This window comes from Marinobacter persicus (assembly GCF_002934325.1).
Classification (GTDB): Bacteria; Pseudomonadota; Gammaproteobacteria; order Pseudomonadales; family Oleiphilaceae; genus Marinobacter; species Marinobacter persicus_A.
In genome coordinates, this window is sequence record NZ_PTIV01000027.1 from 12,605 (window position 1) to 36,528 (window position 23,924).

Sequence of the window (23,924 nt, forward strand, 5' to 3'; positions counted from 1 at the left end):
AAGACACCTGCACAGTAGCTATTTCTCATGTTAGAGGAAGATGGGGCAGAGAAACTGCATTGATCATAAGCTTGGTTCAAAGCGTTCTTGATATGATCTTTGTATTCCACTTGCCCATGCGAAACACCAGGAATTGAAAAAATCGTCAGCAACAATAGAGTGAGCCGAATCATGGATAGTTTCTCACAAGGTTGGTTGGCTATATTGTGATCTATGACTTCTGAGTAGGCCGTAACGCTGGATTGTTTTCTGAGGAACCCAGAAGTTCCTCTGCCTGCCCATCCAATTGTTCTTTAATAGACCGCCACTCCGGCATAAACCGATCCAGCAGTCCGTAGAAACGCGGGCTGTGGTTATGCTCCTGCAGATGACACAGCTCGTGCAGTAGCACGTAATCGATGGCCCGGGTCGGGGCTTTGACCAAATGCGGGTTCAGCAGCACCGCGCCCTCGGGTGAACAACTGCCCCACTGAGTCTGCATTTCCATAATGCGCCAGGGCGGCACGGCCTGTGCCCAGGGTAGGGCATCGACCATGAGTTTGAGCCGTCGCTCGAACACATCCCGGGCCTTGTCCCGGTACCACTGGCTTACCGCTTTCTGGGTCCGCTTTGGACTCAGATCCTTGCCCTGCACGCGCAGCTGCCCGCCGATCAGCTTGCAGGTGACCCGGCGCTGGTCGGGATCGTCGATCACCTTCAGCACGTACCGCCGGCCCAGGTACAGCTGGCTTTCGCCGCTTACCCACTGTCGGGGTTGGACATAGCGGGTGCGCTCTTCGATGTCATCCAGGTGTTTGAGTATCCACCGCGCCCGGCGCTGCACCGCCGCCTTGATGGCCGACAGCCCGGCTCCCTCCGGCGCATCCACTTGAACCTGACCGTTCGGGTGGACATGCGCCTTGATGGAAGCCCGCTTGTGGCCGGACAGGTAACACAGGTGGTACCGGAAGGCCCGGTCCCCATACTGGCACCGGTATTCCTTCGGCTTATCGTCCTGTGTCGGATCGACCGCCGTCATCCCTTCGCCACTCCGTTTCTCAGGATCTGCACAATCTCATCCAGCATGGCCTTGGCCTTATCCAGTCCGATGAGACTGAACAGCTTGGGCAGGAGCGTCTTGCGAACGTCCTGCTCGATGCCCACGGGATTCAGGGAGTTTTCGGCCACGGCCCGGTTTACCACTTTGTCGATCTCAAAGGCTTCCTGAATCAGTTCTTCGCCTTTCTCGGCTTCCAGCTCCGTGAAGTCATCTCCCAACACCAGCTTGAACGCACCGTAGTAGGCCTGAGCGTGCTTGTTACCGTCGAACCGGTCAGTGGGCAAATCCGGCACCTCCCGGTCATCCACCATGGCCTCCAGCTCGCTGAACATCTTGAACTGGGCGTGGTAGTCGAACATGGACTCGGCTTTCTCAATCGCATCCTTGAGCAGCTTTGAGAACACCTCTTTGGCATAGGGATCGTCGCCCAGCTGTTGCTCGATGGTTTTCTTTGTCCGGGTTTTGATTTTGTCGGTTTCGTTTTTGGTCTTCTCGTCCGACCACTCCTCCGGTTTGTCATCCACCGGGTCGATCAACACGGGCTCGTCGCCGGGCGCCACATCCACGCCGGTCACATACCGGTCGATCAGATCCCGGATCTGACCTTCGTATTCGGAGTAGTCGACGGTTTCCTGAGCGTCCATCCGAACGGTCTTGCGCAGGTCAGCAAACCACTTCAGGTCTTCCTTGTACCGGCGAATATCCGCCTCGGAAAACGCCTTGTCCTCGAAGAAGCTCTGGGTGGAAAGGGCGGTCTTCAGGCACATGCCAAACTCGGTCAGCGCTTCATAGAAGTCCTCGCGCAGCGCCTGGTGCCGGTCCACTTCCACGCCGTCCTCGTCCGTCTCGTACTTGGGCATGAACACCTGACGGTAGGGCTCTTGATCCAGCCGGTTCTCGATGTGAGAGAAAAAGCCCCAGAGCCGATCGTGCAGGGCAGGGAGCTTCTTGTATTCGGTGTCCACGTTGGAATACAGCCCATCGATGTCCTCGATGGCAAAGCCGCCCTGAGTCTGGTGCTCATAGTCCTGGTAGTCGCGGATCGCGGTGTCCAGTTCCTTGAGGATGCCCCGGTAATCGATCAGGTAGCCAAAGCGCTTTTGTGGGTGCAGGCGGTTCACCCGGGCGATGGCCTGGATCAGGTTGTGTCCCTTCAATTGCTTGTCGATGTAGAGCACCGCGTTCCGGGGCTCATCGAAGCCGGTCAGGAGCTTGTCCACCACAATCAGAATGTCCGGCGGCCCGTCGGTACCGAAGTGCTCGATGATGGTCTTCTCGTAGTCCTCCGGGTCGCCCGTGACGTTCTTTTTCCACCACTCTTGCACCAACGGCAGGCTGGTCTCATCGACTTCGGTGTGGCCCTCCCGGGTGTCCGGGGCGGAAATCACGATGGCACTGGTCACCCGGCCCAGATCATCCAACGCTTTCTTGTATCGGATCGCACTGAGTTTGCTGTCCGTGGCCAGCTGGCCCTTCAGCTCCAGTCCGGCTTTCTTGAAGTTCTCACTGAAATGCACGCTGATGTCGAAGGCGTTGAGCTTGATGCGGTCCTCGGCGGTGTAGATCTGGCCCTGCTTGGCATACTTGCGCTTGAGGTCGGCTTTCTGGTCGTCCGACAAGGACGCCGTGACCTTCTCGAACCAGGTATCCACAGCCTCCTGGTTCACATTCAACAGCGGCTTGCGCTCCTCATAGAGCAGTGGGGTGATCGTCCCGTCTTCCACGGCCCGCTTCATGGTATAGGCGTGGATGATGGCGCCGAACTTCTCGGCGGTCTCACTTTTTTCCTTGTCCAGAAGCGGGGTGCCGGTGAAGGCAATGAATGACGCATTGGGCAGCGCCAGGCGCATGCGCTGGTGGTTCTCGCCGCCCTGGCTCCGGTGGCCTTCATCAACGATGACGATGATGTTCTCGGAGGGGTTGTAGCACTCCGGCTGTTTGGCGGCCGAGGCGAACTTGTTGATGATCGTGAAGATGATCCGGTCGTTGCCTTGGCCAATGCGTTTGGCCAGATCTTTACCCGAGCGGGTCTTGGCGAGCGAATCGCCACTCTTCTTGCCGGCGATGTCGCCGCCAAAGGCTCCGCCGGTCAGGAAGGTCTTGGACAGCTGTTTCTCCAGATCCACCCGGTCGGTGACCACGATAATCCGGCAGTTCTTCAGCGCGTCGCTGAGCAGCAGAGCCCGACACAGATAGACCATGGTGAAGGATTTGCCGGAGCCGGTGGTGTGCCAGAGCACGCCGCCTTTGCGCTCACCCGAAGGTTTAAAGTCCGAGATCCGCTCCAGCAGCGCCTTGATGCCGAAGGCCTGCGGGTACCGAGCCGCGATTTTGCCGATCTTCTGATCGAACAGGATGAACAGCCGGAGAAATTCCAGAAAGCGGTACCGATCGAGCAGGCCCACCAACAGCCGATCCTGCTCGGTGGGCATCACCGGCTTCGACCAGAGCGTTTCAAAGTAGTCGCGGATCTTGCCGGGTTTGTCCTGAAACAGGGCGTCCTTGTCCGACGCAGACAGCGGCTGGTTCTTGATGCTCTGCACGTACTGGTCGTCGAACTCCTCGTCCTGCCACTTCGACCAGAACTTCATCGGCGTATGCGTGGTGCCGTACCGGCCGTCGTTGCGGCTGATCGCAAACAACAGCTGGGCGAAGGCGTACAGGTAGGGGATCTCATCGTTTTTCTGGTTACGGATGTTCTGGCTGATCCCTTCTTCCACCATGTCCTTGTTGGGGTTGCCGGAGGCCGCTTTCTTGGCCTCGATCACCGCCAGGGGAATGCCGTTTACAAAGCCCACCACATCCGGCCGTCGGGTGTGGGTGCCCTGAGCGGACAAGACTTCCATCTCTTCGGTGACATGGAACTCGTTGTTGTCCGGGTTCTCCCAGTCGATCAGATGGATCGTCGGCGTGGCCTTTTTGCCGCCGATGAACTCGGTCACCGTGATGCCAAGCGTCAGGTCGTCGTACACCGACTGGTTGGCCGCCATAAGGCCCTGGGCCATCGAAGGCGTTGTGACCTGCCGGATCACCTGATCCACGGCTTGATCGGACAGCGGATACCACTCGCCCTTGAACTCGAACTTGCGCCGGCGCAACACGCGCTCCAGCACCGGTTTCATCACCACATCCCGCTGGCTGCCCCTAAGGGCCTGACACTCCGTGGCCGGCAAAAACGTCCAGCCAAGGTTGATCAGGGTGGCCAGGGCCGGGATGTGACTGGAATGCTGCTCATTCCCTTGAGGGGTGGTGTTCATGCGGCCTCCGTTTCCACGTTCACCCGACGCTTGCCGGTCAGGAGTTGTTGCATCAGGGCTTTCTTTTCTTGGATGAGTGATTCAAGTCGACGTTGCAGCGCGGATACATCTTTGTCAGCGGTAGAGAGCACTTCTGCGATCGCAAGTTGCTCATCAATACTTGGCAAAAACACTTTGAAGCTTTGGAGAAGCCCCAGCTTTATATAGGGCATAGCGCCATGCTGCTTTTCTCTATCTATATCACGCATCAGCCAATACAGAATGAACTGGTGTAGATAGGAAACTACAATTTCATTAGAAAAATCGGTGAGAATGTACGTTCTCTGATAGGCCTCAAACTTGCCATTGAAATAATGTGTTTTCCCGATTATTCCATTTCCCGCAATAAGCAGGGCTTCACAGTCATATGAGTAATTATCGCTTCTGGTTGGTTCGCTGGCACATGTGAAGAACGGATACGCACCTTCAGGATTTCCTTCATTTACGTCCTTTTTGCCCGTCCTAATGGCGCACAGTGATTTTAGCTTCTCAGCTCCCCACTCCCCCTCAAACCCCGGCAACCGCTTCTTCCCGGTCAGCAACTGCTGCATCAACCCTTTCTTCCGCTGCTGGCTGTTCTCAAGCAGGCGCTCGGTGGCGGTGATGGCCTGATCCCAGGTGGAGAGGATCTGGGCGATCTTTTTTTGTTCTGGGAGGTTACTTGGTGCGATAAGAGGAATTTGTTCCAAATTCTTAACTGATAAGCCGGGCTGCGCTTGGCCCGTCGCGTACCTATTTAGTTTCAAATCTATGAGTTTGTAATACAGCCAGCCAGTGTCAATCTTTTCGGCCGGCGTCGCTACAACAGCATGCTCCGTCGCATGAAATTTCCCATTTACAAAAGTTATATTTCCACACAACTCGCCTTGCCTGCCGATTAGAGAGTAGCTTCCAGCATGCGTATGTGACCGCGTGTAGCCGCGCAACCCATTCCCGCCGTAACAAGGGTGGAACCCAGACATGGGTTCTTTTGATATTTCATTAGCCGGAACAAATTTCCCAGCTTTCATGCTGCAAGCTTCTGATAGGGGAATTCTGACCCAACCTTCAGGCACCATAACCCAACTCCTTCAGATACCGATCCATCTGCTCGTTCAGCTTCGCAATCTCCGCCTCGATCTCCTTCCGCTCCGCTTGCACCGCCATCAGGTCAATCTCTTCCTCTTCCTCGAAGGTGTCCACGTAACGGGGGATGTTGAGGTTGAAGTCGTTCTCCTGAATTTCCTCCAGGCTGGCCACGTAGGAATACTTGTCCCGGGTGTCGCGCTGTTTGTAGGTGTCGACCACCTTGGCGATGTTTTCCTCGGACAACTGGTTCTGGTTCTTGCCGGCCTGGAACTCTCGGCTGGCGTCGATGAACAGCACGTTGTTGTCGGTCTTATCCTTGCGGAACACCAGTACCGCTGCCGGGATGCCGGTGCCGTAGAACAGTTTCTCGGGCAGGCCGATCACGGCATCCAGTAGGTTCTCTTCGATCAGCTTCTGGCGAATCTTGCCTTCAGCTGAGCCTCGAAACAGGACGCCGTGGGGCACAACCACCGCCATGCGGCCGGTCTTCGGCTTCAGCGTCTCGATCATGTGCAGGATGAACGCATAGTCGCCCTTGGACTTAGGCGGCACACCCCGGCGGAAACGTGCATAAGGATCGCCGTCCGCGCCTTCATGGCCCCACTTCTCAAGTGAGAAGGGAGGGTTGGCCACCACTACATCGAAGTGCTTCAGGCCGCCGTTCTCGTCCAGCAGGAGCGGGTTACGGATGGTGTCGCCCCATTCGAGCTTATGGTTGTCGATGCCATGCAGAAACATGTTCATTTTGGCAAGGGCCCAGGTGCTGCCAATGGCTTCCTGACCAAACAGGGCAAACTTCTTGGAGCCGTCTTCCTTGCGAATCTGGTTGGCGCACTTGAGCAACAGGGACGCGGAACCACACGCTGGGTCGCAGATCTCATCGCCGGCCTGGGGATCAACGATCTCGGCCATCAGTTCGGAGACTTCCGGCGGGGTATAGAACTCGCCGGCTTTCTTGCCGGAGGTGGCTGCGAAATTCTTGATCAGGTACTCGTAGGCGTTACCGATCACATCCAGCTTCCCGATCCGACTCGGACGAAGGTTCAGTTCCGGCCGGGCGAAGTCTTCGAGAATGTGGCGCAGGATTTCGTTCTTCTGCTTTTCGTCGCCCAGCTTGTTGGAGTTGAAAGAGATGTCCTGGAACACATCGGCCAGCTTGACGATGTTCGCCTCTTCAATGGCGTGCAGGGCCTTGTCGATCCGCTCGCCGTTGCCCGGCTCATGGCGCTTGTCGTGCAGGTCGTAGAAGCTCGAACCCCGGGGCAACACGAAGCGCTCGTTCTTCATCAACTCTTCGATTAGCTCCGGCGTATCGCCGTATTCGGCCACGTAATTGTTGTAGTGATCCTGCCAAACGTCCGACAGGTACTTCACGAACAACATGGTCAACACGTAGTCCTTGTAGATGTCGGGGGATATAGTGCCCCGGAAGGTGTCACAGGCGTTCCAGACCGCCTTGTTGATCTGTTCCTGCTTTACTGCGTCGTTACTCATAGTGATTCCCTGTTGTCGTATCCGGACGAAGTATGTGGCGGGCAACCGCATCGGTCATGTGTTGCCGGTTCTCGATTAGCTGTTCCAAGAGTGCTTGTTCCCGCTGCGCGGCTCCGACCACCTTCATCATCAGCTTTTGCTGTTCGAGGGACGGCACCACAACGGGCAGGTCACCCAACTGGGTTTTGGTCACGCTCGGAGCCGCAGATCCCTGTGAACACATGGCGAAGTATCGCTGAGCGTCCACATGGTTCAGTTGCCAGGACAGAAACTCAGGCATCAGATTGAAGGCCTCAGGTTTTAGGCGCAGGTGAAAAAAGTTCGGGGTGCAGACGGTGTGATGGGGCAGCGCCCTGACCACCGCCGCGTCATTCCGGGTACCTCGGGCCATGAACAGGATGTCGCCGGGCCGGAGATATTCCGGTCGTCGCCGTCCGGGGAGGATCACCCGATCAAGAGTTTTACCGTCCTTGTCGTCCAAAGCCTCTCCTGCTACCAGATGGCGAAACTGTACCACGAACGCATTGCCGTCCTTGTCCACCGGCAGCTTTCCACGGAACGGATAGCCAGGGTGGATGGTAGCTACGCTGCGAAGTGTCAGTTGCTGCCTTGACTTTTTCTTCATGCAATATTCCCAATGATGCAAAACTGCTTTACTTAATCTCCAAAATAATGCATCATTGCCAAATATGCAAATTTCCCAAGAGGTCGCATGCACGTCGAATCGTGATGTGACGTCTTGCACCGAACGCGCAAGAGAAATCTTGCCACCCGACCAGTCGGGTTGCTGTCGCCGGATCGACTGGAGCTAAACTTCCAACAGGCAGCAAAGTCTGAACTGTCTCAATCCCGGCTCTACAAGAGACTGAGACAACGCAGAGAGGGTTAAGCCGATGGCGAAAACTACAGTTGCGGGTTCAGCACACCTACATCTTAGGATGTGTGCTTTTGGTGGTTTGTTTACGGCGCTGGCCGTGACATTTACACCGTTGACAGCCTTTGGGCTGACAGTGCTCGCATGTCTAGTTCTGTCCCAGATGTAGGGTGACCTGGTGCGTATTCAGTGAGGCTGGCGCACCAACTTATTTCTGATGATTTTCCTCATAATCACCGCTGCGCATAATCTGCGGTTATGGTAAACCGGGCCCACCAAGATGCAAACAGGAGCATTCGATCCATGGATGCGAACCACACACCAGCGACACCTCCGGCGTCTGATCGGAACACCATTACCGAACAGCCCCCCTTTTTCGACGATGCGGCACTCTTGGAGATCGCCAAGATTCGAACCGAGAGACGCCAGAAAAGAGCTCGGCCCAGTAAGTTTTGGCAGGGCTTAGCTCAGAGATTCGTGAGTTGCTTTAGAGGATAAGTCTTAAAAGCAGTCATTGTGTGTGCCAAGCGGCTTTTGTGCCGAAAACGGGCAATAGTCAGAATTCCGGTCGATAGTTTTTACGCTCGGAAAGGCTGGGCACAATTAGGGCACATCTAGGGCACAAGCTGAAATCTGACTTCAATTCGGCCGTGTGGCTAAAATTGGCAAAGGTCATACCGGTGAAGTGGAATTTAATCACTGATACTGACTGGATTTCGAGGCGTTGAAATTCTTTGAGGTTGGTAACCTATTGAAAATCCGGGGGAAATGGCCCGCCCGTCAGGATTCGAACCTGAGACCTCCGCCTCCGGAGGGCGGCGCTCTATCCAGCTGAGCTACGGGCGGTTTTCAACAAGTTTGGCATGTTTGACCGTTGCCTTCGGTTCCGGATTTTTATCCTGACCCTTGCCTCCGGAGGGCGACGCTCTATCCAGCTGAGCTACGGGCGGATGAAATTGTGCGCCGGCGGCGTCAATTTCGAGTGCGCAATGTTACGTTGGGCGGCGGCGTCTGTCCAGCCCCCGGGGCAAGTTGATTGGCGGGTTACGGCAATTTCTGAACGGGCATCAGGGAAACCACGGCATCGCCGTCGGTGAAGGTCACTTCGCCATCCTGAATATTGACTTGCAGATCCATGGAGCGTTGGGCCATATTGGCCAGTTCGGCTGTGTCTTCAGCGGGCAGGTCGATGACCTCAAGGTTGCTGAACCGGGCCAGTTTGCTGTGGTGCTTGTCCCACCATACCGGCACCGCCCGGCCGCCGTAGGTGTAGAGGACGACCTTATCGGATCGGTTGCAGGCTTTGCGTACCCGATCTTCGTCGGGCAGGCCCAGTTCAATCCAGAGTTCGATATCGTTGGTAAGCGTCTTCGCCCAGAGCTCCGGTTCGTCATCTGTGCTCAGGCCTTTGGTAAACTCCAGGGTGTCGCTGGCGTTCAGGGCAAAGGCGAGCACGCGGATCATCATGCGCTCGTCTGTTTCCGACGGATGGCGGGCGAGGGTCAGTGAATGGTCTGCATAATACTGCCGGTCCATATCGGCGATATGGAGAGTGGCTTTGAATATGGTGGCTTTCAGGGCCATAGAACGTCCTGTTAACAGTGGCTGTAAAGTAATAAGTGTAATGTATTTGGAAGGTAACGGGGCTTAGCCATGGTCTGGTTGTGGGGTTTTTTCGTTCTGGTGCTGTTTTTTCTGTTGGGCGAGGCTATCCGGGTGGTGGCTGGCCTGCCCATCAGTGGCGGTGTCATTGGCATGGTGCTGGTGACCTTGAAACTGATGATCCGTGGCGACATCACCGATAGCCTGGCGGCTGCCAGCCAGGGCCTGATTTCGGTATTGGTGTTGCTGATCACGCCCGGGGTGGTGGGGGTGTTCTTTATCGCCGATCAGTTTTCCGGGCAGTGGTGGATTGTGGCCGTGGCGCTGGTGCTTGGCACTTTGCTCAGTGTGGCGACCACTCTTTGGTTAATGAGCACCGTGGCAAAGGTGGACGAAAAAGGAGCCGGGCATGACTGAGTCCAATGATTGGCTGACACGCCTGATGGATGCGTGGCTATCCGGCCCCATGTTGTCGATCGGCCTGACCCTCGCCGCTTTTATTGCTGCCCAGTGGCTGTTTGCCAAATTCCGGCGTCCGCTCTGGATGCCGCCGGTGTTGATTGCGGCGGTGATCCTGGCAGTGATTGTCTGGGTCTCCGGTATTGGGCTGTCCGAATACCAGCAGGGCGCTCGCTGGCTCACCGTGTTGCTGGGCCCGGCAACGGTGGCGCTGGGCGTGCCCCTGTACCAGCAGATGCACCACATCCGGGCATTGTGGCGCCCGATTCTGTTTACCTTGCCGGTCGCGGCCACCCTGGCCGCCGGTTACGCCCTGGGCATCGCCTGGCTGATGGGGGCTTCGCCGCTGGTACTGGCGTCCCTGGCGCCCAAGTCGGTCACGGCGCCGATTGCGATTGGCATCGCCAACGAATTGGGCGGCTCGGTTTCCCTGACCCTTGGCGGGCTTCTGATCACCGGGGTACTGGCGTCCCTGTTTGTGGAATGGTTGACCCGGTGGCTGAAGATTACCGATGAGCGCATTATCGGTTTTACCCTGGGGCTGAATGGTCATGCCATTGCCACCGCCCGGGCCTTTGAAATCAGCCCCATGGCGGGTGCCTTTTCATCCCTGGGGATGGGGCTCACCGGGGTTTTCACGGCGCTGTTCCTGCCGCTGGCGTTCATGTTGGTGTCCTGACATCAAAAAAATGCACGCCAGGGGTTGCAAAGCGGCCTGCAAATGACAATACTTATCACTAACGTTAATCGGCGTCAGTGAGAAAGCATAATGTACGTTTGCCTCTGCCAGGGTGTGACCGACCGGGAAATTCGTGAAGCCGCAGAAAGTGGTGTCAGTTCCATGCGCCAACTGGGCAAGGAGTTGGGCGTGGGGCGCCAGTGTGGTCGCTGTGCCTGCACCGCCCGCGACATCCTGAAAGAGGCGCGCACACCAGACTATCTGGCACTGGCAAACATGCTGGCCCAGCCGGCCTGAGATTCCCGGCAGCTTGCCCGGTTGCCGCATCGCCGCTCACGCGCTTCCTTGCGCTGATGGGACCCTGTACTCTCCCTCCGGAGAGGAATTCCTTTCCCGGTGGTCATTTTTTATCGTCGCAAAACCGTCTATCCTTGGGTATTAAACCCTCGTTCTGAAAAGGAAACCGGTTATGAAAGGCGACAAGAAAGTTATCCAGTATCTCAACAAAGCACTCGCCAACGAGCTAACGGCGATTAACCAGTATTTCCTGCACGCCCGCATGCTCAAGGACTGGGGCATCACCAAGCTGGCGGACAAGGAATACGAAGAGTCCATCGATGAGATGAAGCACGCCGACCAGTTGATCGAGCGGATTCTGTTCCTCGAGGGCCTGCCCAACCTGCAGGACTTGAACAAGCTGCTGATCGGCGAAAACGTTGAGGAAATGCTCCAGTGTGATCTGAAGCTGGAAATTGCCGGCCGTGAGGATTACGTCGAGGCTATCGAATACTGCGAAAGCATCAAGGATTACGCCACCCGCGAACTGCTGCGCAGCATTCTGGCGAGCGAGGAAGAACACATCGATTTCCTCGAGACCCAGTTGGAGATGATTTCCCAGATGGGTATACAGAATTACATCCAGTTGCAGTCAGGTGCTGAGTAATTCGCCTAATTCGTTAAAGCGCCTGATGTTTTTCTGCGGTAGGGACTGGCTGGGCGGAGATCCGCCCAGCCGTCTGACACCAAAACTCAAAGCCAGTCATTCACCATAACCCCGATCCCCACCCGCTCTATGCGGTGGTTGTAGTCAATCAGGCTCTCCCCGTAACCGTTGTAGTACTGCACAAAGCCCTTCACCGTATCCCCCAGTGGGAAGCTGTAGCCAAGCTCCACCGAGGTGCGATTGTCTTCCGAGCGCAGGTTATTCAATAACTTCAGTGACAGCGTCTGGTCCTCGGACAGCCTGTACACCGCGTGGTAACTGGCATAGCCCAGGTAGCTTTCAATATCCGGATTGTCATCGTTCTCGGTGCTTTCCGGTAATCGGTACCAGGGTTTAATCATGAACAGCCAGCGGTCATAGCTGTATGCAATGCTGCCCTTGATGCGGTTCCAGCTCCGGGACCAGGGCTCGGATTGGCCATTGGACTGGTGGTTGAAACCCAGCGTGACACCGCTGAGCGTGCCGGGGCCAACTTTCCATCCCAGCCGGTGTCGGAAAAATATTTCGGGTTCGTAGTTGGTTTCCCGGAAAGGAGCGGATTCATTCCGGTTGTAGACCTGCCAGAACGATTTCTGGGTGTAGCCGAACCAGAGTGTGGTGCGGTCATCGAGCAAACCGGTTAGCAGCGGAATCTTGAAGCTCAGCTGGTATTTGGCTTCCTCGTTCTCCAGGGCGTAGTCGTACTCGATCGCGCCCAGTTGCGGGCTTTCGGGAGTGCGGTTGGGATCACGGACCCAGCTTACCGGCAGGATGTAGTTGGGCCGGTGGGTGACAAAGGCGTTGGTGAACGAAAAGATCGCGCGCTCTGCCGACAGGTTGTTCTCGATCAGTTGGTCCGTATTGACGGGCTCAGACTCCGAGGTCGGGGCGCGTTCGACCTTGGGTTCTGGCGGCGTGAGGGCGTCGTAGCAATCCAGGCGGCGGGTATCGTCCTTGATTAGCGCGCAGTTTGCCAGGGCTTCCCGGTTGGGCGTTTCGGCGCTGGCGATTGGCGTGACCATGGCCAGAAGGAGCCCGCTGACCAGGCAGAGGATAGGCGTTTGTCGGGTGAATGGCACAGGTATCTCCTTAACCGGCATCCAGGCTTAGCCAGGTGTTGATGATTCCGTAGGTCCACACCCCCAGCAGGGTAAGGGTGAGAAGGGCGAAAACAATGCGATGTCGGGTCTGGCGCTCTGGCGCGGCGGCGGCTACCCAGCGCAGGTACATCAAGCCGATAAAGCTGAGGAACACCCCGAGGCTGGCAATGGCGGGAACCAGGAGCCAGGCCGAGTTCAGGGGGTCACCCGCTTCCTGGCGGTTGCCAAACCAGGCCATTGAGCCAAGCAGCAGGGCCAGGCTCGAAAACTCGATGATCAACAAAGGCTTGCGCATAAGGTTTTCTCACGGTGCGGCGTTAAAATGCCATGGTAACCGGAAAGGGCATTGGTACGCTCGCAAGCTACGAAACTGTCATTAATCTGGTTGAAATCAATTTCTCTTTTTGGGCTTTGGTTTTTTTGCGCGGTTTCAGCCGGTATAATGCGGCGTCCCAAAGATTATAACGCTCAGATGCGAGGTGCATTGTGAAGATGAAGAGAGTCCTGGCTGTTGTTCTGCTTGGTTTTGGCCTGGCTGCTGGCGGCACAGCGCTGGCAAGTGTTGAAGACGAAATCCGTAAGCGTATCGAGCCCGTAGGCGAAGTCTGCCTTGAGGGCGAAGATTGTGGCTCTGCCGCTCCGGCGCCTGCAGCAGCCAGCTCTGGCCCTCGTTCTGGCCAGGCGGTTTATGACGCTGCCTGTTCAGCTTGCCACGCAAGTGGCGTGGCTGGCGCTCCGGTTGTTGGCAACGCCGATGCCTGGGGGCCTCGTATCGACAAGGGCATGGACACGCTGAAGAACCACGCACTGAATGGTTTTAACGCCATGCCGGCCCGTGGCGCCTGTTCCGACTGTTCCGATGAAGAAATCTTTAACGCCATCGAGTACATGGTTGAGCAAGCCCAGTAAGCTTCCCGCTCGTGGTAAAAGCCCCGCCTTTGAGCGGGGCTTTTTGTTTCAGGGCAAGCTAAACGCCCAGATCCCCCAGCAGGGCGCTGAGAGTGGCCTTTCCCTTCTTCTGGTTGGCCTCCTGGTCCAGGTCGCCCAGCCCTTCCCACTTCAGGTCTTCTTCCGGTAATTCATCCAGGAACCGGCTGGGGATGGTTTCCAGCTTTTCCCCATACTGTTTGCGCGAGGCGGCGTAGGTCAGCGACAGGGTCTCTTTCGCCCGGGTGATGCCTACGTACATTAGTCGCCGCTCTTCCTCGATGTTGCCCTCTTCGATGCTGCTGCGATGGGGCAGGATCTCTTCTTCCAGGCCCATGATGAACACGTGGGGGAATTCGAGGCCCTTGGAGGCGTGCAGGGTCAGTAGTTGGACCTTGTCGCTGTCGTCCTCTTCCTCCTTCTGCTCCATCATGTCCCGCAGGATCAGGCGAGTGATGGCGTCCTCAATGCCCATTTCATCCGCCGTGCCCTTGTCTTTGTCCAGCATGCGCTGGATGGACTCCACCAGGTACCAGATGTTTTCCATCCGCCGCTCGGCCTGTTTTGGCGTGCCGGAATGCTGATGCAGCCACTCCTCGTATTCGATGTCGGTAAACATCTGCTTGATCACGGGAATGGGGTCCTGGGAGAACAGCCGTTCGCAGGTGGCGTCCACCCAGTGGGCGAAGCGGCGCAGCTTGTCCAGGCCCTTCTCGGTAACGTGGGTTTCCGCGCCCAGATCGCCCAGGGCTTTGAACAGGCTGACATCCCGGGATCGGGCGTAGTGGCTCAGTTGCTCCAGGGTGCGCGGGCCTATTTCCCGGCGGGGTACGTTGACCACCCGCAGGAACGCGGCGTTGTCGTCCGGGTTCACCATCAGGCGCAGGTATGACATGGCATCCTTGATCTCGTTCTTGGAGAAGAACGACTGGCCGCCGGAAATCCGGTAGGGAATCTGGTAGGCCTGCAGCTTCATTTCCAGCAGGCGGGCCTGGTGGTTACCCCGGTAGAGCACGGCGAAGTCCCGGAAATCGAGGCCGTTCTTCAGTTTCTGGTCAATGATCTCGGTGGCAATCCGGTCAGCCTCGGCGTCCTCGTTGCGGCAGCGGATGATGCGGATTTCCTCGCCGATGGTGTGGTCGCTCCACAGTGCCTTTTCGAACACGTGGGGGTTGTTGGCAATCACCGTGTTGGCGCTGCGCAGGATGCGGCTGGTGGAACGGTAGTTCTGCTCCAGCTTGACGATCTTCAGGCTGGGGAAGTCTTCTTTCAGTTGGGCCAGGTTTTCCGGCCGGGCGCCGCGCCAGGCGTAGATAGACTGGTCGTCGTCGCCCACCACGGTGAACGCGGCCCGCTCGGCCACCAGCAGTTTCACCAGCTCGTATTGGCAGATGTTGGTGTCCTGGTACTCATCCACCAGCATGTAGCGAATCTTCCGGCGCCACTTGGCCAGGATGTCCGGGCAGTCCCGGAATAATTGGACCGGCAGCAGGATCAGGTCGTCGAAATCCACCGCGTTGTAGGCTTTCAGGTATTCGCTGTAATGCTTGTAGATGATGGCGATGCGCTGTTCCCGCTCGTCCGCCGCCTTGCTGTAGGCTTCGGCGGGGCCGCGCATGGCGTTTTTCCAGGAAGAAATGGTCATCTGCACGTCATTCAGCTCGTCGCCGGCATCGGCACTGGCTTCCCGCAGCATCAGGTCCTGCAGCAGCGCCTTGGCGTCTTCAGCGTCGAAGATGGAAAAGCCGGGGTGGTAGCCCAGGTGCGCATGCTCCTCGCGGATCATGTTCAGGCCCAGGTTGTGAAAGGTGGAGACGATCAGTCCCCGGGTCTTGCCCTTATCGACGATCTTGCCCACCCGTTCCTTCATTTCCCGGGCGGCCTTGTTGGTAAAGGTGACGGCGGCAATGTGCCGGCCGGGTATGCCCTTCTGTTCGATCAGGTAGGCAATTTTCCGGGTAATCACACTGGTTTTGCCACTGCCGGCGCCGGCCAATACCAACAGGGGGCCATCGGCGTAACGAACCGCTTCGTGTTGTCTCGGGTTGAGCTTGTTCACACTAATTTGACCAAACCGGGTATCGGGGAAGGAAAGTTTCGAACATCTATTCTACACCAGGGTGGTGTGCTGTACCTTGTTACGGTATCGACTATGCTTGATAACCAAATGCTGCCGTTGACCGATATCACGGATATTGTCTGATGCCCCAGTCTCTGGACGCTGGAACTGACCAAGTGCGCCTTTTGGTGCTGACCCCTGAGTATGCCGATTTTCTCTGGCTGGTGGCCATGTTGTCGGACGATCCGGACATCAGCCCGGATGCGGTCTGGTGCCCAGACATTGTGGATTGCGATGACCTGGTGCGCAATGCCAGTTTCGATGTGGTGGTCTGGGATTGCGCCTTCCAGGACAGCTCGGAAGGCGCCTTCCTGCGATACCTGAGTGCGGTCAGCGACGACAGGCCGATTCTTGCGCTAGGCTCTGACAGCTGTGGGGACAAGGCCAGTACGATCATAGGCTACGGTGCCGCCGATTACCTAAGCCGGCAAACCCTGGACCGCTGGAGTTTCTGCCGGGCCATCAAGCACCTGTGGTACCGGGAGCAGTTGGCCGACTCTGCCCATAGCCAGTTGGGCCGGGAAGTGGCCAGTGGCTTTATCAACCGGGACCTGTTCTTTGACCGTCTGCGCCAGGCGATCCTCCGGGCCGAGCGCGCGGAAACCCGCCTGGCCGTGTTGCACCTCAATATTGACGATTTCCGTAGCATCAACGAATCCTTTGGTTACCAGCAGGGCGACCAGCTGATGCTGGCTCTGGCCGATCGTCTGCGCGAACGACTCCGCCGGGCCGACTCGTTGATGCGCATTGCCGGTGACGAGCTGGCCATCATCATTGAAAAGCTCGAAGACTCGCTGGATATCACCCGCATTCTTCGCAAATTGGTGGCGGCCCTCGACGAGCCCTTTACCCTGGGCGGTCAGAAAGTGCTGGTCAGCATCAGTATTGGGGTGGCGACCTACCCCGAGGCGGGGGAAAACACGGAGAACATTCTGCGCCGGGCCAATAGGGCCATGTTTGCGGCCAAGCAGGACCCGGGCACCAGCTACCGTTTCTATGATCGTCAGTTGCACGTGACTGCCGGCCACCAGTTGCGTGTGGAAGCGGATTTGCGCAATGCCCTGCGAGGTGGCGAGCTGGAACTGTACTACCAGCCCAGGATTGACCTGGCCACCGAAGAGGTGCGGGGCGTGGAATGCCTGCTGCGTTGGAATCACCCCGAGCGGGGCCTGGTGATGCCGGACAGTTTCATCCCGGCCGCCGAGCGCAGCGGCCTGATTGTGCCCATTGGCTACTGGGTCATCGAGGAAGCCTGTAAACGTTTGCAGGAATGCCAGGAGCTGGGCCTGCCGGCGTTGGTCTTTGCCGTGAACCTGTCCTTCCGACAGTTCCACGACCGCAAGATGACCGAAACCATCTTCCGCATCATCTTCAACAGCAACATCGACACCAGTCTGCTCGAGCTGGAGCTGACCGAAAGCGCCATGATGCATGACCCGGACTACGCCCAGCGTTGCCTGCGGGAATTGAATCAGTTGGGCGTCAGCTTTGCCCTGGACGATTTCGGTACCGGCTTTTCATCCCTCAGCAACCTGCAACACCTGCCCATTTCCCTGGTCAAAATCGACAAATCCTTTGTCCAGGACCTGGGTGAATCGGCCGATGCCGAGCACATCATTCGGGCCATCATCAGCCTGGCCCACAGCCTGCGCATCAGCGTGGTGGCCGAAGGGGTGGAAACCGAAGGCCAGCTGGAATTCCTGCGCCATCAGCATTGCGATGAAATCCAGGGTTACTATTACGCCCGCCCCATGCCCTGGCAGGATCTGGTGCAATTCATCGACCGCCAGAATCAGTTCGCTTGCTTGCAGAACTGAGGCGCTGTACCTTTCTCCGTTAATCTGAATCCAGAGTGACTGACTGAGGTTGCATGAACAGTATTTCCAGCCGTATTGCCGACGAACTGGGTGTGCGCGAACAGCAGGTTAACGCCACCATTGCCCTGCTCGATGAGGGCGCCACCGTTCCTTTTATTGCCCGTTACCGGAAAGAAGTGACCGGCTCGCTGGATGACAGCCAGCTGCGTAACCTGGAAGAACGGGTCCGTTACCTGCGTGAGCTGGAAGACCGGCGCAGCACCATCCTAAACAGCATTGAGGAACAGGGAAAACTGACCGATGAGCTGCGTTCAGCCATCGAAGCGGCGGACACCAAGAACCGCCTGGAAGACCTGTACCTGCCCTACAAACCCAAGCGCCGCACCAAGGCCCAGATTGCCCGGGAAGCAGGCCTGGAGCCACTGGCCGACGCGCTCTTCGATAACCCCACTCTCGACCCGGAAGCCACCGCTGCTGATTACCTGAACAGCGAAGCGGGCATTGAGGATACCAAGGCGGCCCTGGACGGCGCCCGTTACATTCTCATGGAGCGCTTTGCCGAAGACGCGGAGTTGCTGGGCACCCTGCGCGATTTCATCTGGCAGCAGGCCAACCTGAAAGTCTCCGTGGTGGCGGGCAAGGAAACCGAAGGCGCCAAGTTCCGGGATTACTTTGATCACGTCGAACCCCTGAAAAAGGTGCCCTCGCACCGTGCCCTGGCGATCCTCCGCGGGCGTAACGAAGGCATTCTGGCGTATTCGCTGGTGGTGGGCGACGAGGACGAAAACCCGCGCCAGCCGCACCCGGCCGAACAGCGCATCGCCGCACGCTGGAACATTCAGGATCAGGGCCGCGCCGCCGACAAGTGGCTGTCGGATGTGGTGCGCTGGACCTGGCGGGTCAAACTGGCCACCCAGATTGAGACCGATTTGATGGCGCAGGTGCGCGAGGCGGCCGAGGGCGAGGCCATTAACGTGTTCGCTGCCAACCTCAAGGATCTGTTGTTGCTGGCCCCGGCCGGGCCTCGTCCCACCTTGGGCCTGGACCCGGGGCTGCGCACCGGTGTGAAGGTGGCGGTGATTGACGGCACCGGCGGGGTGTCCGATCACGGCGCCATTTACCCCCACGCGCCGAAAAACCAGTGGGACCAGTCCATCGAACAACTGGCAGCCTGGTGCCGGAAGTACAAAATTGAACTGGTGGCCATTGGTAACGGCACCGCCTCCCGGGAAACCGAGAAACTGGTGGCTGACCTGTGCAAGCGCTACCCGGAACTGAAGCTGGCCCGGATCATCGTCAGCGAATCCGGCGCCTCGGTGTATTCCGCCTCCGAGTTTGCTTCCCGCGAGCTGCCGGACCTGGACGTAACCATCCGTGGTGCCGTGTCCATCGCCCGGCGCCTGCAGGACCCGTTGGCGGAACTGGTGAAGATCGAGCCCAAATCCATCGGCGTGGGCCAGTACCAGCACGACGTGTCCCAGGTACAGCTGTCCCGCAGCCTGGACGCCGTGGTGGAAGACTGTGTAAACGGCGTGGGTGTGGACCTGAATACCGCCTCGGTACCGTTGTTGACCCGCGTGTCTGGTCTGAATGCCAGCATCGCCCGTAATATCGTCGACTTTCGCAGTCAGAACGGCATGTTCACCAACCGCAAACAGTTGCTGAAGGTGGCACGCCTGGGTGATCGCACCTTTGAACAGGCGGCCGGCTTCCTGCGTATCGCCAGCGGTGAGAATCCGCTGGACCGTTCCTCTGTGCACCCGGAGGCCTACGGCGTGGTCGAAGCCATCGCCGAGAAAAACGGTCGTGACGTGGCCTCGATTGTGGGGGATGCCTCGTTCCTGCGCAGCCTGAACCCGCAGGACTACGTGACTGAACAGTTCGGGCTGCCCACGGTGAAGGACATCATTGCCGAGCTGGAGAAACCGGGCCGCGATCCGCGTCCCGAATTCCGCTTCGCCCATTTCGAGGACGGGGTGGAGACCCTGAACGACCTGAAGCCGGGCATGATCCTCGAAGGGTCAGTGACCAATGTCACCAATTTCGGTGCCTTTGTCGATATCGGCGTGCATCAGGACGGGCTGGTGCATATCTCGGCGCTGTCCCACACCTTCGTGAAGGACCCCCGGGAAGTGGTCAAGGCCGGTGATATTGTCAAAGTGAAGGTCATGGATGTGGACATTCCCCGCAAGCGCATTGGTCTGTCCATGCGCATGGACGATGAGCCGGGTGCTGAGGCGCAGGCCAAACCGTCCCGTGACCGCAAGCCCTCTGGCGGCCGTCGTGCTCCGGCCCGTTCCCAGGGTGGGCAGGGTCAGAAAGCACCCCAGGGGGCGATGGCCGGTGCACTGGCCGAAGCCATGGCGTCCGCCCGCAAGGGGCGTTAACCTGATTCCAGATTCAACCCGTGCCTGCCGTGAGTGATTCCCGGCAGGCACGCCGACAGGAGTTCAACATGGCACAATCCCGCCACGCTCTGTTTCAGCAGTTGGCCGCAACTGACTGGGACGGTTTTCTCAAAGGGGTTGAAAAAGAAGGCCTGCGGGTAGATGGCAAGGGCTTTATTGCCCAGACCGCCCATCCCAGGGCATTGGGCTCAACGCTGACCCACCCGCGTATTACCACCGACTATTCAGAAGCCCTGCTGGAGCTGATCACACCGGTGTGCACCAGCACCGATGCCATGCTCGAGTCCCTGCGTGATATTCACCGCTTTGTGCAGCAGAACCTGAACAACGAGGTGCTGTGGGCCGCCAGCATGCCCAGCGAAATCGATGGCGATGAAAGCATCCGCATTGCCGAATACGGTAGCTCCAACAGCGGCATGCTTAAGCATGTGTATCGCCAGGGTCTGGCGGTGCGTTATGGCCGGATCATGCAGAGCATCGCCGGTGCCCATTACAACCTGTCGCTGCCGGACAGTTTCTGGCAGAAGTGGCAGGAACTGACGGGCAGCACCGACACGCTGAAGGATTTCAAATCCGACCAGTATTTCTGGCTGATTCGCAATTTCCGCCGCCGCAGCTGGCTGCTGATGCTGCTGTTTGGTGCCTCTCCGGCACTGGACAGCAGCTTTGTGGCAGGCGTAAAGCACAATCTGTCCCGTTTCGATGAGCGCACCTGGTACGGCGAACATGCCACCTCCCTGCGTATGGGAGACCTGGGCTACCACAACAACGCCCAGGCTTCGCTGGATATCTGTTTCAACGAACTGGAATCCTACAGCCGCACCCTGGAGCGGGCGATCCATACCAACTGGCCCGCTTACGAGGCTATCGGCACCCGCCGGGGCGATCAGTTCATCCAATTGAACACCAATGTGCTACAGATCGAGAACGAGTACTACAGCGCGGTGCGTCCCAAGCGCACCACCGAATCCGGCGAGAAGCCGATTCAGGCCCTGGATGAGCGTGGCGTGGAGTATGTCGAAGTCCGCTGCCTGGATCTGGACCCCTTCTCACCGGTGGGCGTGAATCGAGAGCAGATCGATTTCCTGGATCTGTTCCTGCTGGATTGCCTGTTGTCCGATTCACCCCGCATCAGTGATGACGAGTGTGAACGGTTGGATGACAACTACAACGATGTGAATGCCACCGGGCGCTGGCGGGAGTTGACCCTGTGCCGGGCCGGGGAGCGGGTGCCCGTCGGGCAGGCGGCTCACGAGCTGTTCGATCAACTGCAGCCGCTGGCGGAGTTGCTGGACGGCTGGGCAGGCAACGATACCTATCGTTCGGCGCTTGCGGCCCAGCGGGACAAGCTGCAGGGGGCGGACTGGTCGGTGCCGTCAGCGACAGTGTTGGAGGCGATGAGTGCGTCCGGACTGGGCCACCGGGACTGGGTGCAGTCAGTGTCTGAGCAGCACCAGCAAACGCTGATCAATGAGCCATTGTCCGCACAAAAACTGGCGGATTATGAGGCCATGGCCCGTGAATCCCTGGCCCAGCAGGAGGCGATGGAAGCGGCGGATACTCAGTCCTTCGACGAATTCCTGGACGCCTACCTGAAGGCCTGATTGGCAAGCCTTCGGGCTTGCCTCGCTTTCGATCAGCGCTGAACCACAAATTCCGTGAAGAAGACGCCTGCGACTTCTTCACCGGTCTGCTGTTCCTCAAGCACCTGATTGATGCGGCGGGTTGCCTCCTCCACCAGGGCCTGTCGACCTTCCGGCGAGCTGACATAGGCCGGATCCGTCTGCTCACCAAACAGCATCACCAGTTCATGGCGCAGTCGGGGCATGTGAGCTTCCACCGCAGGGCGGGTGGTCGCTTTTGAGGCGCGAATGGTTACTGCGGCTTTGAGGTAGCTGATCTTGTTTCCTGGCTGGCCGATGTGTGTGACGAACGCCGGTTCCATGGCGATGTAGTCAGTGACGCGCTCTTCGGTTTCCTCTTCGCTGTCGGCCGCATCCTCTTCGTCCTGGGCGCTTGCGGGCCACGCAAGCACCGAGCACAAAAGGAAAATCAGGGTCAGAAGGCCGGGTCTGTGAATGGTCATAGGATTGCGGTTCTTCATAGGTTAGGATTGGTTCTTTAATTTGTGTAGCTTACATGATGATTCCGGGGTGGCGTTTTGACAAGCAGATGGATATTCGGGCTCGTTTTTCTGGTTTGCACAGCGTTGCTTGCCACGGCCTTTTACATGGAACACGTCATGGGGCTGGAGCCCTGTCCATTGTGTTGGCTTCAGCGTTTTGGATTCATGGGTGCCGCCCTGGTCAGTCTCGTTGCCTTTCTTCACGGGCCTAAGGACGTCGGTAACCGGGTGTATGGGTTCTTTCTGATTGTTGCCGCCGGCGCGGGCCTGGGTGTCGCGGGGCGTCAGCTCTGGCTGCAAAGCCTGCCGGCCGATCAGGCCCCGGCCTGCGGGCCCTCCGTGGACTACATGCTGGATGTATTGCCCTGGTTCGAGGTGCTGACCACGGCCCTGAAAGGCACGGGCGACTGTGCAGAGGTGGTCTGGCGGTTCCTGGGGCTTTCGATACCCGGCTGGACGGCGATTTTCTTTGTTCTGCTGATCGTCGTTGGTCTGGTCACCATGTTCCGTCGTTACCGGCCGAGGAGCTGGTTGCTGCGCTGAAACAGTTGCGGCTTTGGGCAGGCATGGGGTAAGTTGATGCTTGCTAATAACAACCATATCGCAGTCGAGGGACCGGGTCGCGGTGGTCCGAGATTGAAAGGAGACGGGTGTCATGTTGGAGAATTGCAGGAATGCCAAGGAGCGTTGGGGCGGAGTCAGTGACCTGATTGATCGCTGGCTCAAGGAACGCCAGGAGTTGCTGGTTCACTATTGCGGCCTGTCCGGAGAAGCCGACCGGGAAGACCTGGAGGCGTTGCAGCCAAAGTTTGTACGTCTTTGCGAGGTGTTGGTGGATTATGTCTCAGTCGGCCACTTTGAGATCTATGAGCAGCTGATCCAGGAAGCACGGGAATTTGACGACGGCGGGGTGGAGCTGGCGTCCCGGGTGTATCCGGAAATCGAGAAGACCACCGAAGTGGCGTTGAACTTTAACGATCAGATTGATGACCAGCCACTGACCTCTGCGCTCGTGGAAGAGCGGTTCCGGGCGTTATCGAAATTGGGTGAGGTGTTGGAGAACCGGTTTGAATTGGAAGATGTGTTGATTGATCAGTTACACAACGCCCATGCGAGCAAAGTTGAGTCCGCCTGAAACCCCTAGCTGATAGCTTGCAGACATAAAAAAAAGCCCGGCAATCCGGGCTTTTTTGTGTTCGGGCGGTGGGGTTACTCGTCGCCCGGGTTTACTGCTAGCAGTTCCACGTCGAAGATCAGCGTCTCATTGGGACCAATGGCCTGGTTGCCACCGGCACCGTATGCCAGGTCCGCCGGAATGTAGAGCTTGTAGCGGGCGCCTTCACTCATCAGCTGCAGACCTTCGGTCCATCCCGGAATGACCTGGTTCAGGCCGAAAGTGACTGGCTGGCCACGTTCCCGGGAGCTGTCAAAGACTTCGCCGTTCAGTAGTTTACCGGTGTAATGTACACGGACTTCGTCCTCGGCGGTTGGGCTTTGGCCCTCACCTTCTTCAATAACTTCGTATTGCAGGCCAGACTCGGTGGTTTTTACCCCTTCACGTTTTGCGTTCTTTGCCAGAAAGGCTTCGCCGGCTTCCTGGTTCTTGCGAGCCATTTCATCCAGCTCTTGCTGCTGCTTCTTCTGCATTTCCTGTTGGTAAGCGATCAGCGCTTCACGGATTTCATCGCGGCTCAGACGCTTGGTCTTGTCGTCGCCGGTATGACCGTGCTCGATGCCTTGCAGGAACTGCTCCATCTGCAGGTCGGGCAGGTCGTTGGTCATGCGCTCACCCATAACCAGGCCCATGCCATAGCTGACTTTCTGTGCCGTGGTCTCCAGGGGCGGGTTTTCCGGCTCTTGCTGGGCTGTGGTGCAGCCAGCCACAAGGCCGGTGATCGCGATTGCGAGGAAAGTTTTCTTCATTGCTGCATCCTT

21 protein-coding genes and 1 tRNA gene are annotated in these 23,924 nt (G+C 57.8%); 10 read left to right on the forward strand and 12 right to left on the reverse strand.

The window, feature by feature from the left end; translation table 11 throughout:
- Positions 1 to 211 precede the first annotated feature (211 nt).
- The 7 genes from BY454_RS13080 to BY454_RS13115 form a co-directional block, all read right to left on the reverse strand.
- Positions 212 to 1,018, reverse strand: coding sequence for a M48 family metallopeptidase (locus BY454_RS13080; protein ID WP_104417012.1), 807 nt, complete (start codon positions 1,016 to 1,018; stop codon positions 212 to 214).
- A complete protein-coding gene (locus tag BY454_RS13085) occupies positions 1,015 to 4,296 on the reverse strand; it encodes a type I restriction endonuclease subunit R (RefSeq protein WP_104417011.1) in 3,282 nt (1,093 codons plus the stop codon). Before BY454_RS13085 ends, BY454_RS13080 begins: the two co-directional genes overlap by 4 nt.
- Entirely contained in the window at positions 4,293 to 5,393 is a 1,101-nt protein-coding gene (locus BY454_RS13090) for a restriction endonuclease subunit S (protein WP_104417010.1), read from the reverse strand. Before BY454_RS13090 ends, BY454_RS13085 begins: the two co-directional genes overlap by 4 nt.
- A complete protein-coding gene (locus BY454_RS13095; protein WP_104417009.1) occupies positions 5,383 to 6,897 on the reverse strand; it encodes a type I restriction-modification system subunit M in 1,515 nt (504 codons plus the stop codon). Before BY454_RS13095 ends, BY454_RS13090 begins: the two co-directional genes overlap by 11 nt.
- The gene (locus tag BY454_RS13100) at positions 6,890 to 7,522 is read right to left on the reverse strand and encodes a restriction endonuclease subunit S (protein WP_104417008.1); all 633 of its coding nucleotides are present in this window, start codon (positions 7,520 to 7,522) and stop codon (positions 6,890 to 6,892) included. Before BY454_RS13100 ends, BY454_RS13095 begins: the two co-directional genes overlap by 8 nt.
- Positions 7,523 to 8,540: 1,018 nt before the next feature.
- Positions 8,541 to 8,617 (reverse strand) — tRNA-Arg (locus BY454_RS13110).
- Positions 8,618 to 8,815: 198 nt separating this feature from the next.
- Positions 8,816 to 9,355, reverse strand: a complete 540-nt coding sequence (locus BY454_RS13115) for a YaeQ family protein (RefSeq protein ID WP_104417006.1) — start codon at positions 9,353 to 9,355, stop codon at positions 8,816 to 8,818.
- A gap of 69 nt (positions 9,356 to 9,424) precedes the next feature.
- Here BY454_RS13115 and BY454_RS13120 point away from each other — a divergent pair, with 69 nt between their 5' ends.
- The 4 genes from BY454_RS13120 (at position 9,425) to bfr (ending at position 11,454) form a co-directional block, all read left to right on the forward strand.
- Entirely contained in the window at positions 9,425 to 9,790 is a 366-nt protein-coding gene (locus tag BY454_RS13120; protein ID WP_104417005.1) for a CidA/LrgA family protein, read from the forward strand.
- Positions 9,783 to 10,511 carry an LrgB family protein gene (locus BY454_RS13125; protein ID WP_104417004.1) on the forward strand — a complete coding sequence of 243 codons (729 nt, stop codon included), beginning with the start codon at positions 9,783 to 9,785 and terminating at the stop codon, positions 10,509 to 10,511. The genes BY454_RS13120 and BY454_RS13125 overlap by 8 nt, the downstream gene beginning before the upstream one ends.
- Positions 10,512 to 10,601: 90 nt before the next feature.
- On the forward strand, positions 10,602 to 10,808 hold the full coding sequence (locus BY454_RS13130; protein ID WP_104417003.1) for a bacterioferritin-associated ferredoxin: 207 nt from the start codon (positions 10,602 to 10,604) through the stop codon (positions 10,806 to 10,808).
- Between the two features lie 172 nt (positions 10,809 to 10,980).
- Positions 10,981 to 11,454: a bacterioferritin gene (gene bfr, locus BY454_RS13135; RefSeq protein ID WP_104417002.1), complete on the forward strand. Its 474-nt coding sequence runs from the start codon at positions 10,981 to 10,983 to the stop codon at positions 11,452 to 11,454.
- Positions 11,455 to 11,540: 86 nt separating this feature from the next.
- Here the strand turns inward: bfr and BY454_RS13140 are convergent, their stop codons facing one another.
- Both BY454_RS13140 and BY454_RS13145 read right to left on the reverse strand, forming a co-directional pair.
- Complete coding sequence (locus tag BY454_RS13140; RefSeq protein WP_104417025.1) at positions 11,541 to 12,515, reverse strand: phospholipase A; 975 nt, start codon at positions 12,513 to 12,515, stop codon at positions 11,541 to 11,543.
- Positions 12,516 to 12,582: 67 nt separating this feature from the next.
- On the reverse strand, positions 12,583 to 12,888 hold the full coding sequence (locus BY454_RS13145; RefSeq protein WP_104417001.1) for a hypothetical protein: 306 nt from the start codon (positions 12,886 to 12,888) through the stop codon (positions 12,583 to 12,585).
- Positions 12,889 to 13,085: 197 nt separating this feature from the next.
- On the opposite strand from BY454_RS13145, the gene BY454_RS13150 reads away from it, so the two are divergent.
- The gene (locus BY454_RS13150; RefSeq protein WP_104417000.1) at positions 13,086 to 13,502 is read left to right on the forward strand and encodes a c-type cytochrome; all 417 of its coding nucleotides are present in this window, start codon (positions 13,086 to 13,088) and stop codon (positions 13,500 to 13,502) included.
- A gap of 58 nt (positions 13,503 to 13,560) precedes the next feature.
- Here BY454_RS13150 and rep read toward each other — a convergent pair whose 3' ends face one another.
- Positions 13,561 to 15,579, reverse strand: coding sequence for a DNA helicase Rep (rep, locus tag BY454_RS13155; RefSeq protein WP_104416999.1), 2,019 nt, complete (start codon positions 15,577 to 15,579; stop codon positions 13,561 to 13,563).
- 143 nt (positions 15,580 to 15,722) lie between these two features.
- Here rep and BY454_RS13160 point away from each other — a divergent pair, with 143 nt between their 5' ends.
- The 3 genes from BY454_RS13160 to gshA all read left to right on the forward strand — a co-directional run bounded on the left by BY454_RS13160 (position 15,723) and on the right by gshA (position 21,468).
- Positions 15,723 to 17,456 (forward strand): putative bifunctional diguanylate cyclase/phosphodiesterase, encoded by a 1,734-nt coding sequence (locus tag BY454_RS13160; protein ID WP_104416998.1) that lies wholly within the window; start codon positions 15,723 to 15,725, stop codon positions 17,454 to 17,456.
- Positions 17,457 to 17,509: 53 nt separating this feature from the next.
- Positions 17,510 to 19,843 (forward strand): Tex family protein, encoded by a 2,334-nt coding sequence (locus BY454_RS13165; protein ID WP_104416997.1) that lies wholly within the window; start codon positions 17,510 to 17,512, stop codon positions 19,841 to 19,843.
- A 68-nt stretch (positions 19,844 to 19,911) separates the two neighbouring features.
- Positions 19,912 to 21,468, forward strand: coding sequence for a glutamate--cysteine ligase (gene gshA / locus BY454_RS13170; RefSeq protein WP_104416996.1), 1,557 nt, complete (start codon positions 19,912 to 19,914; stop codon positions 21,466 to 21,468).
- A gap of 32 nt (positions 21,469 to 21,500) precedes the next feature.
- Here the strand turns inward: gshA and BY454_RS13175 are convergent, their stop codons facing one another.
- Positions 21,501 to 21,950, reverse strand: coding sequence for a flagellar basal body-associated FliL family protein (locus BY454_RS13175; protein ID WP_258075657.1), 450 nt, complete (start codon positions 21,948 to 21,950; stop codon positions 21,501 to 21,503).
- A gap of 75 nt (positions 21,951 to 22,025) precedes the next feature.
- Here BY454_RS13175 and BY454_RS13180 point away from each other — a divergent pair, with 75 nt between their 5' ends.
- Positions 22,026 to 22,532 (forward strand): disulfide bond formation protein B, encoded by a 507-nt coding sequence (locus BY454_RS13180; RefSeq protein WP_104416994.1) that lies wholly within the window; start codon positions 22,026 to 22,028, stop codon positions 22,530 to 22,532.
- 112 nt (positions 22,533 to 22,644) lie between these two features.
- Positions 22,645 to 23,124, forward strand: a complete 480-nt coding sequence (gene rsd / locus BY454_RS13185; RefSeq protein ID WP_104416993.1) for a sigma D regulator — start codon at positions 22,645 to 22,647, stop codon at positions 23,122 to 23,124.
- A gap of 74 nt (positions 23,125 to 23,198) precedes the next feature.
- On the opposite strand, the gene BY454_RS13190 is transcribed toward rsd, so the two are convergent.
- Positions 23,199 to 23,912 (reverse strand): FKBP-type peptidyl-prolyl cis-trans isomerase, encoded by a 714-nt coding sequence (locus BY454_RS13190; protein ID WP_104416992.1) that lies wholly within the window; start codon positions 23,910 to 23,912, stop codon positions 23,199 to 23,201.
- Positions 23,913 to 23,924 lie beyond the last annotated feature (12 nt).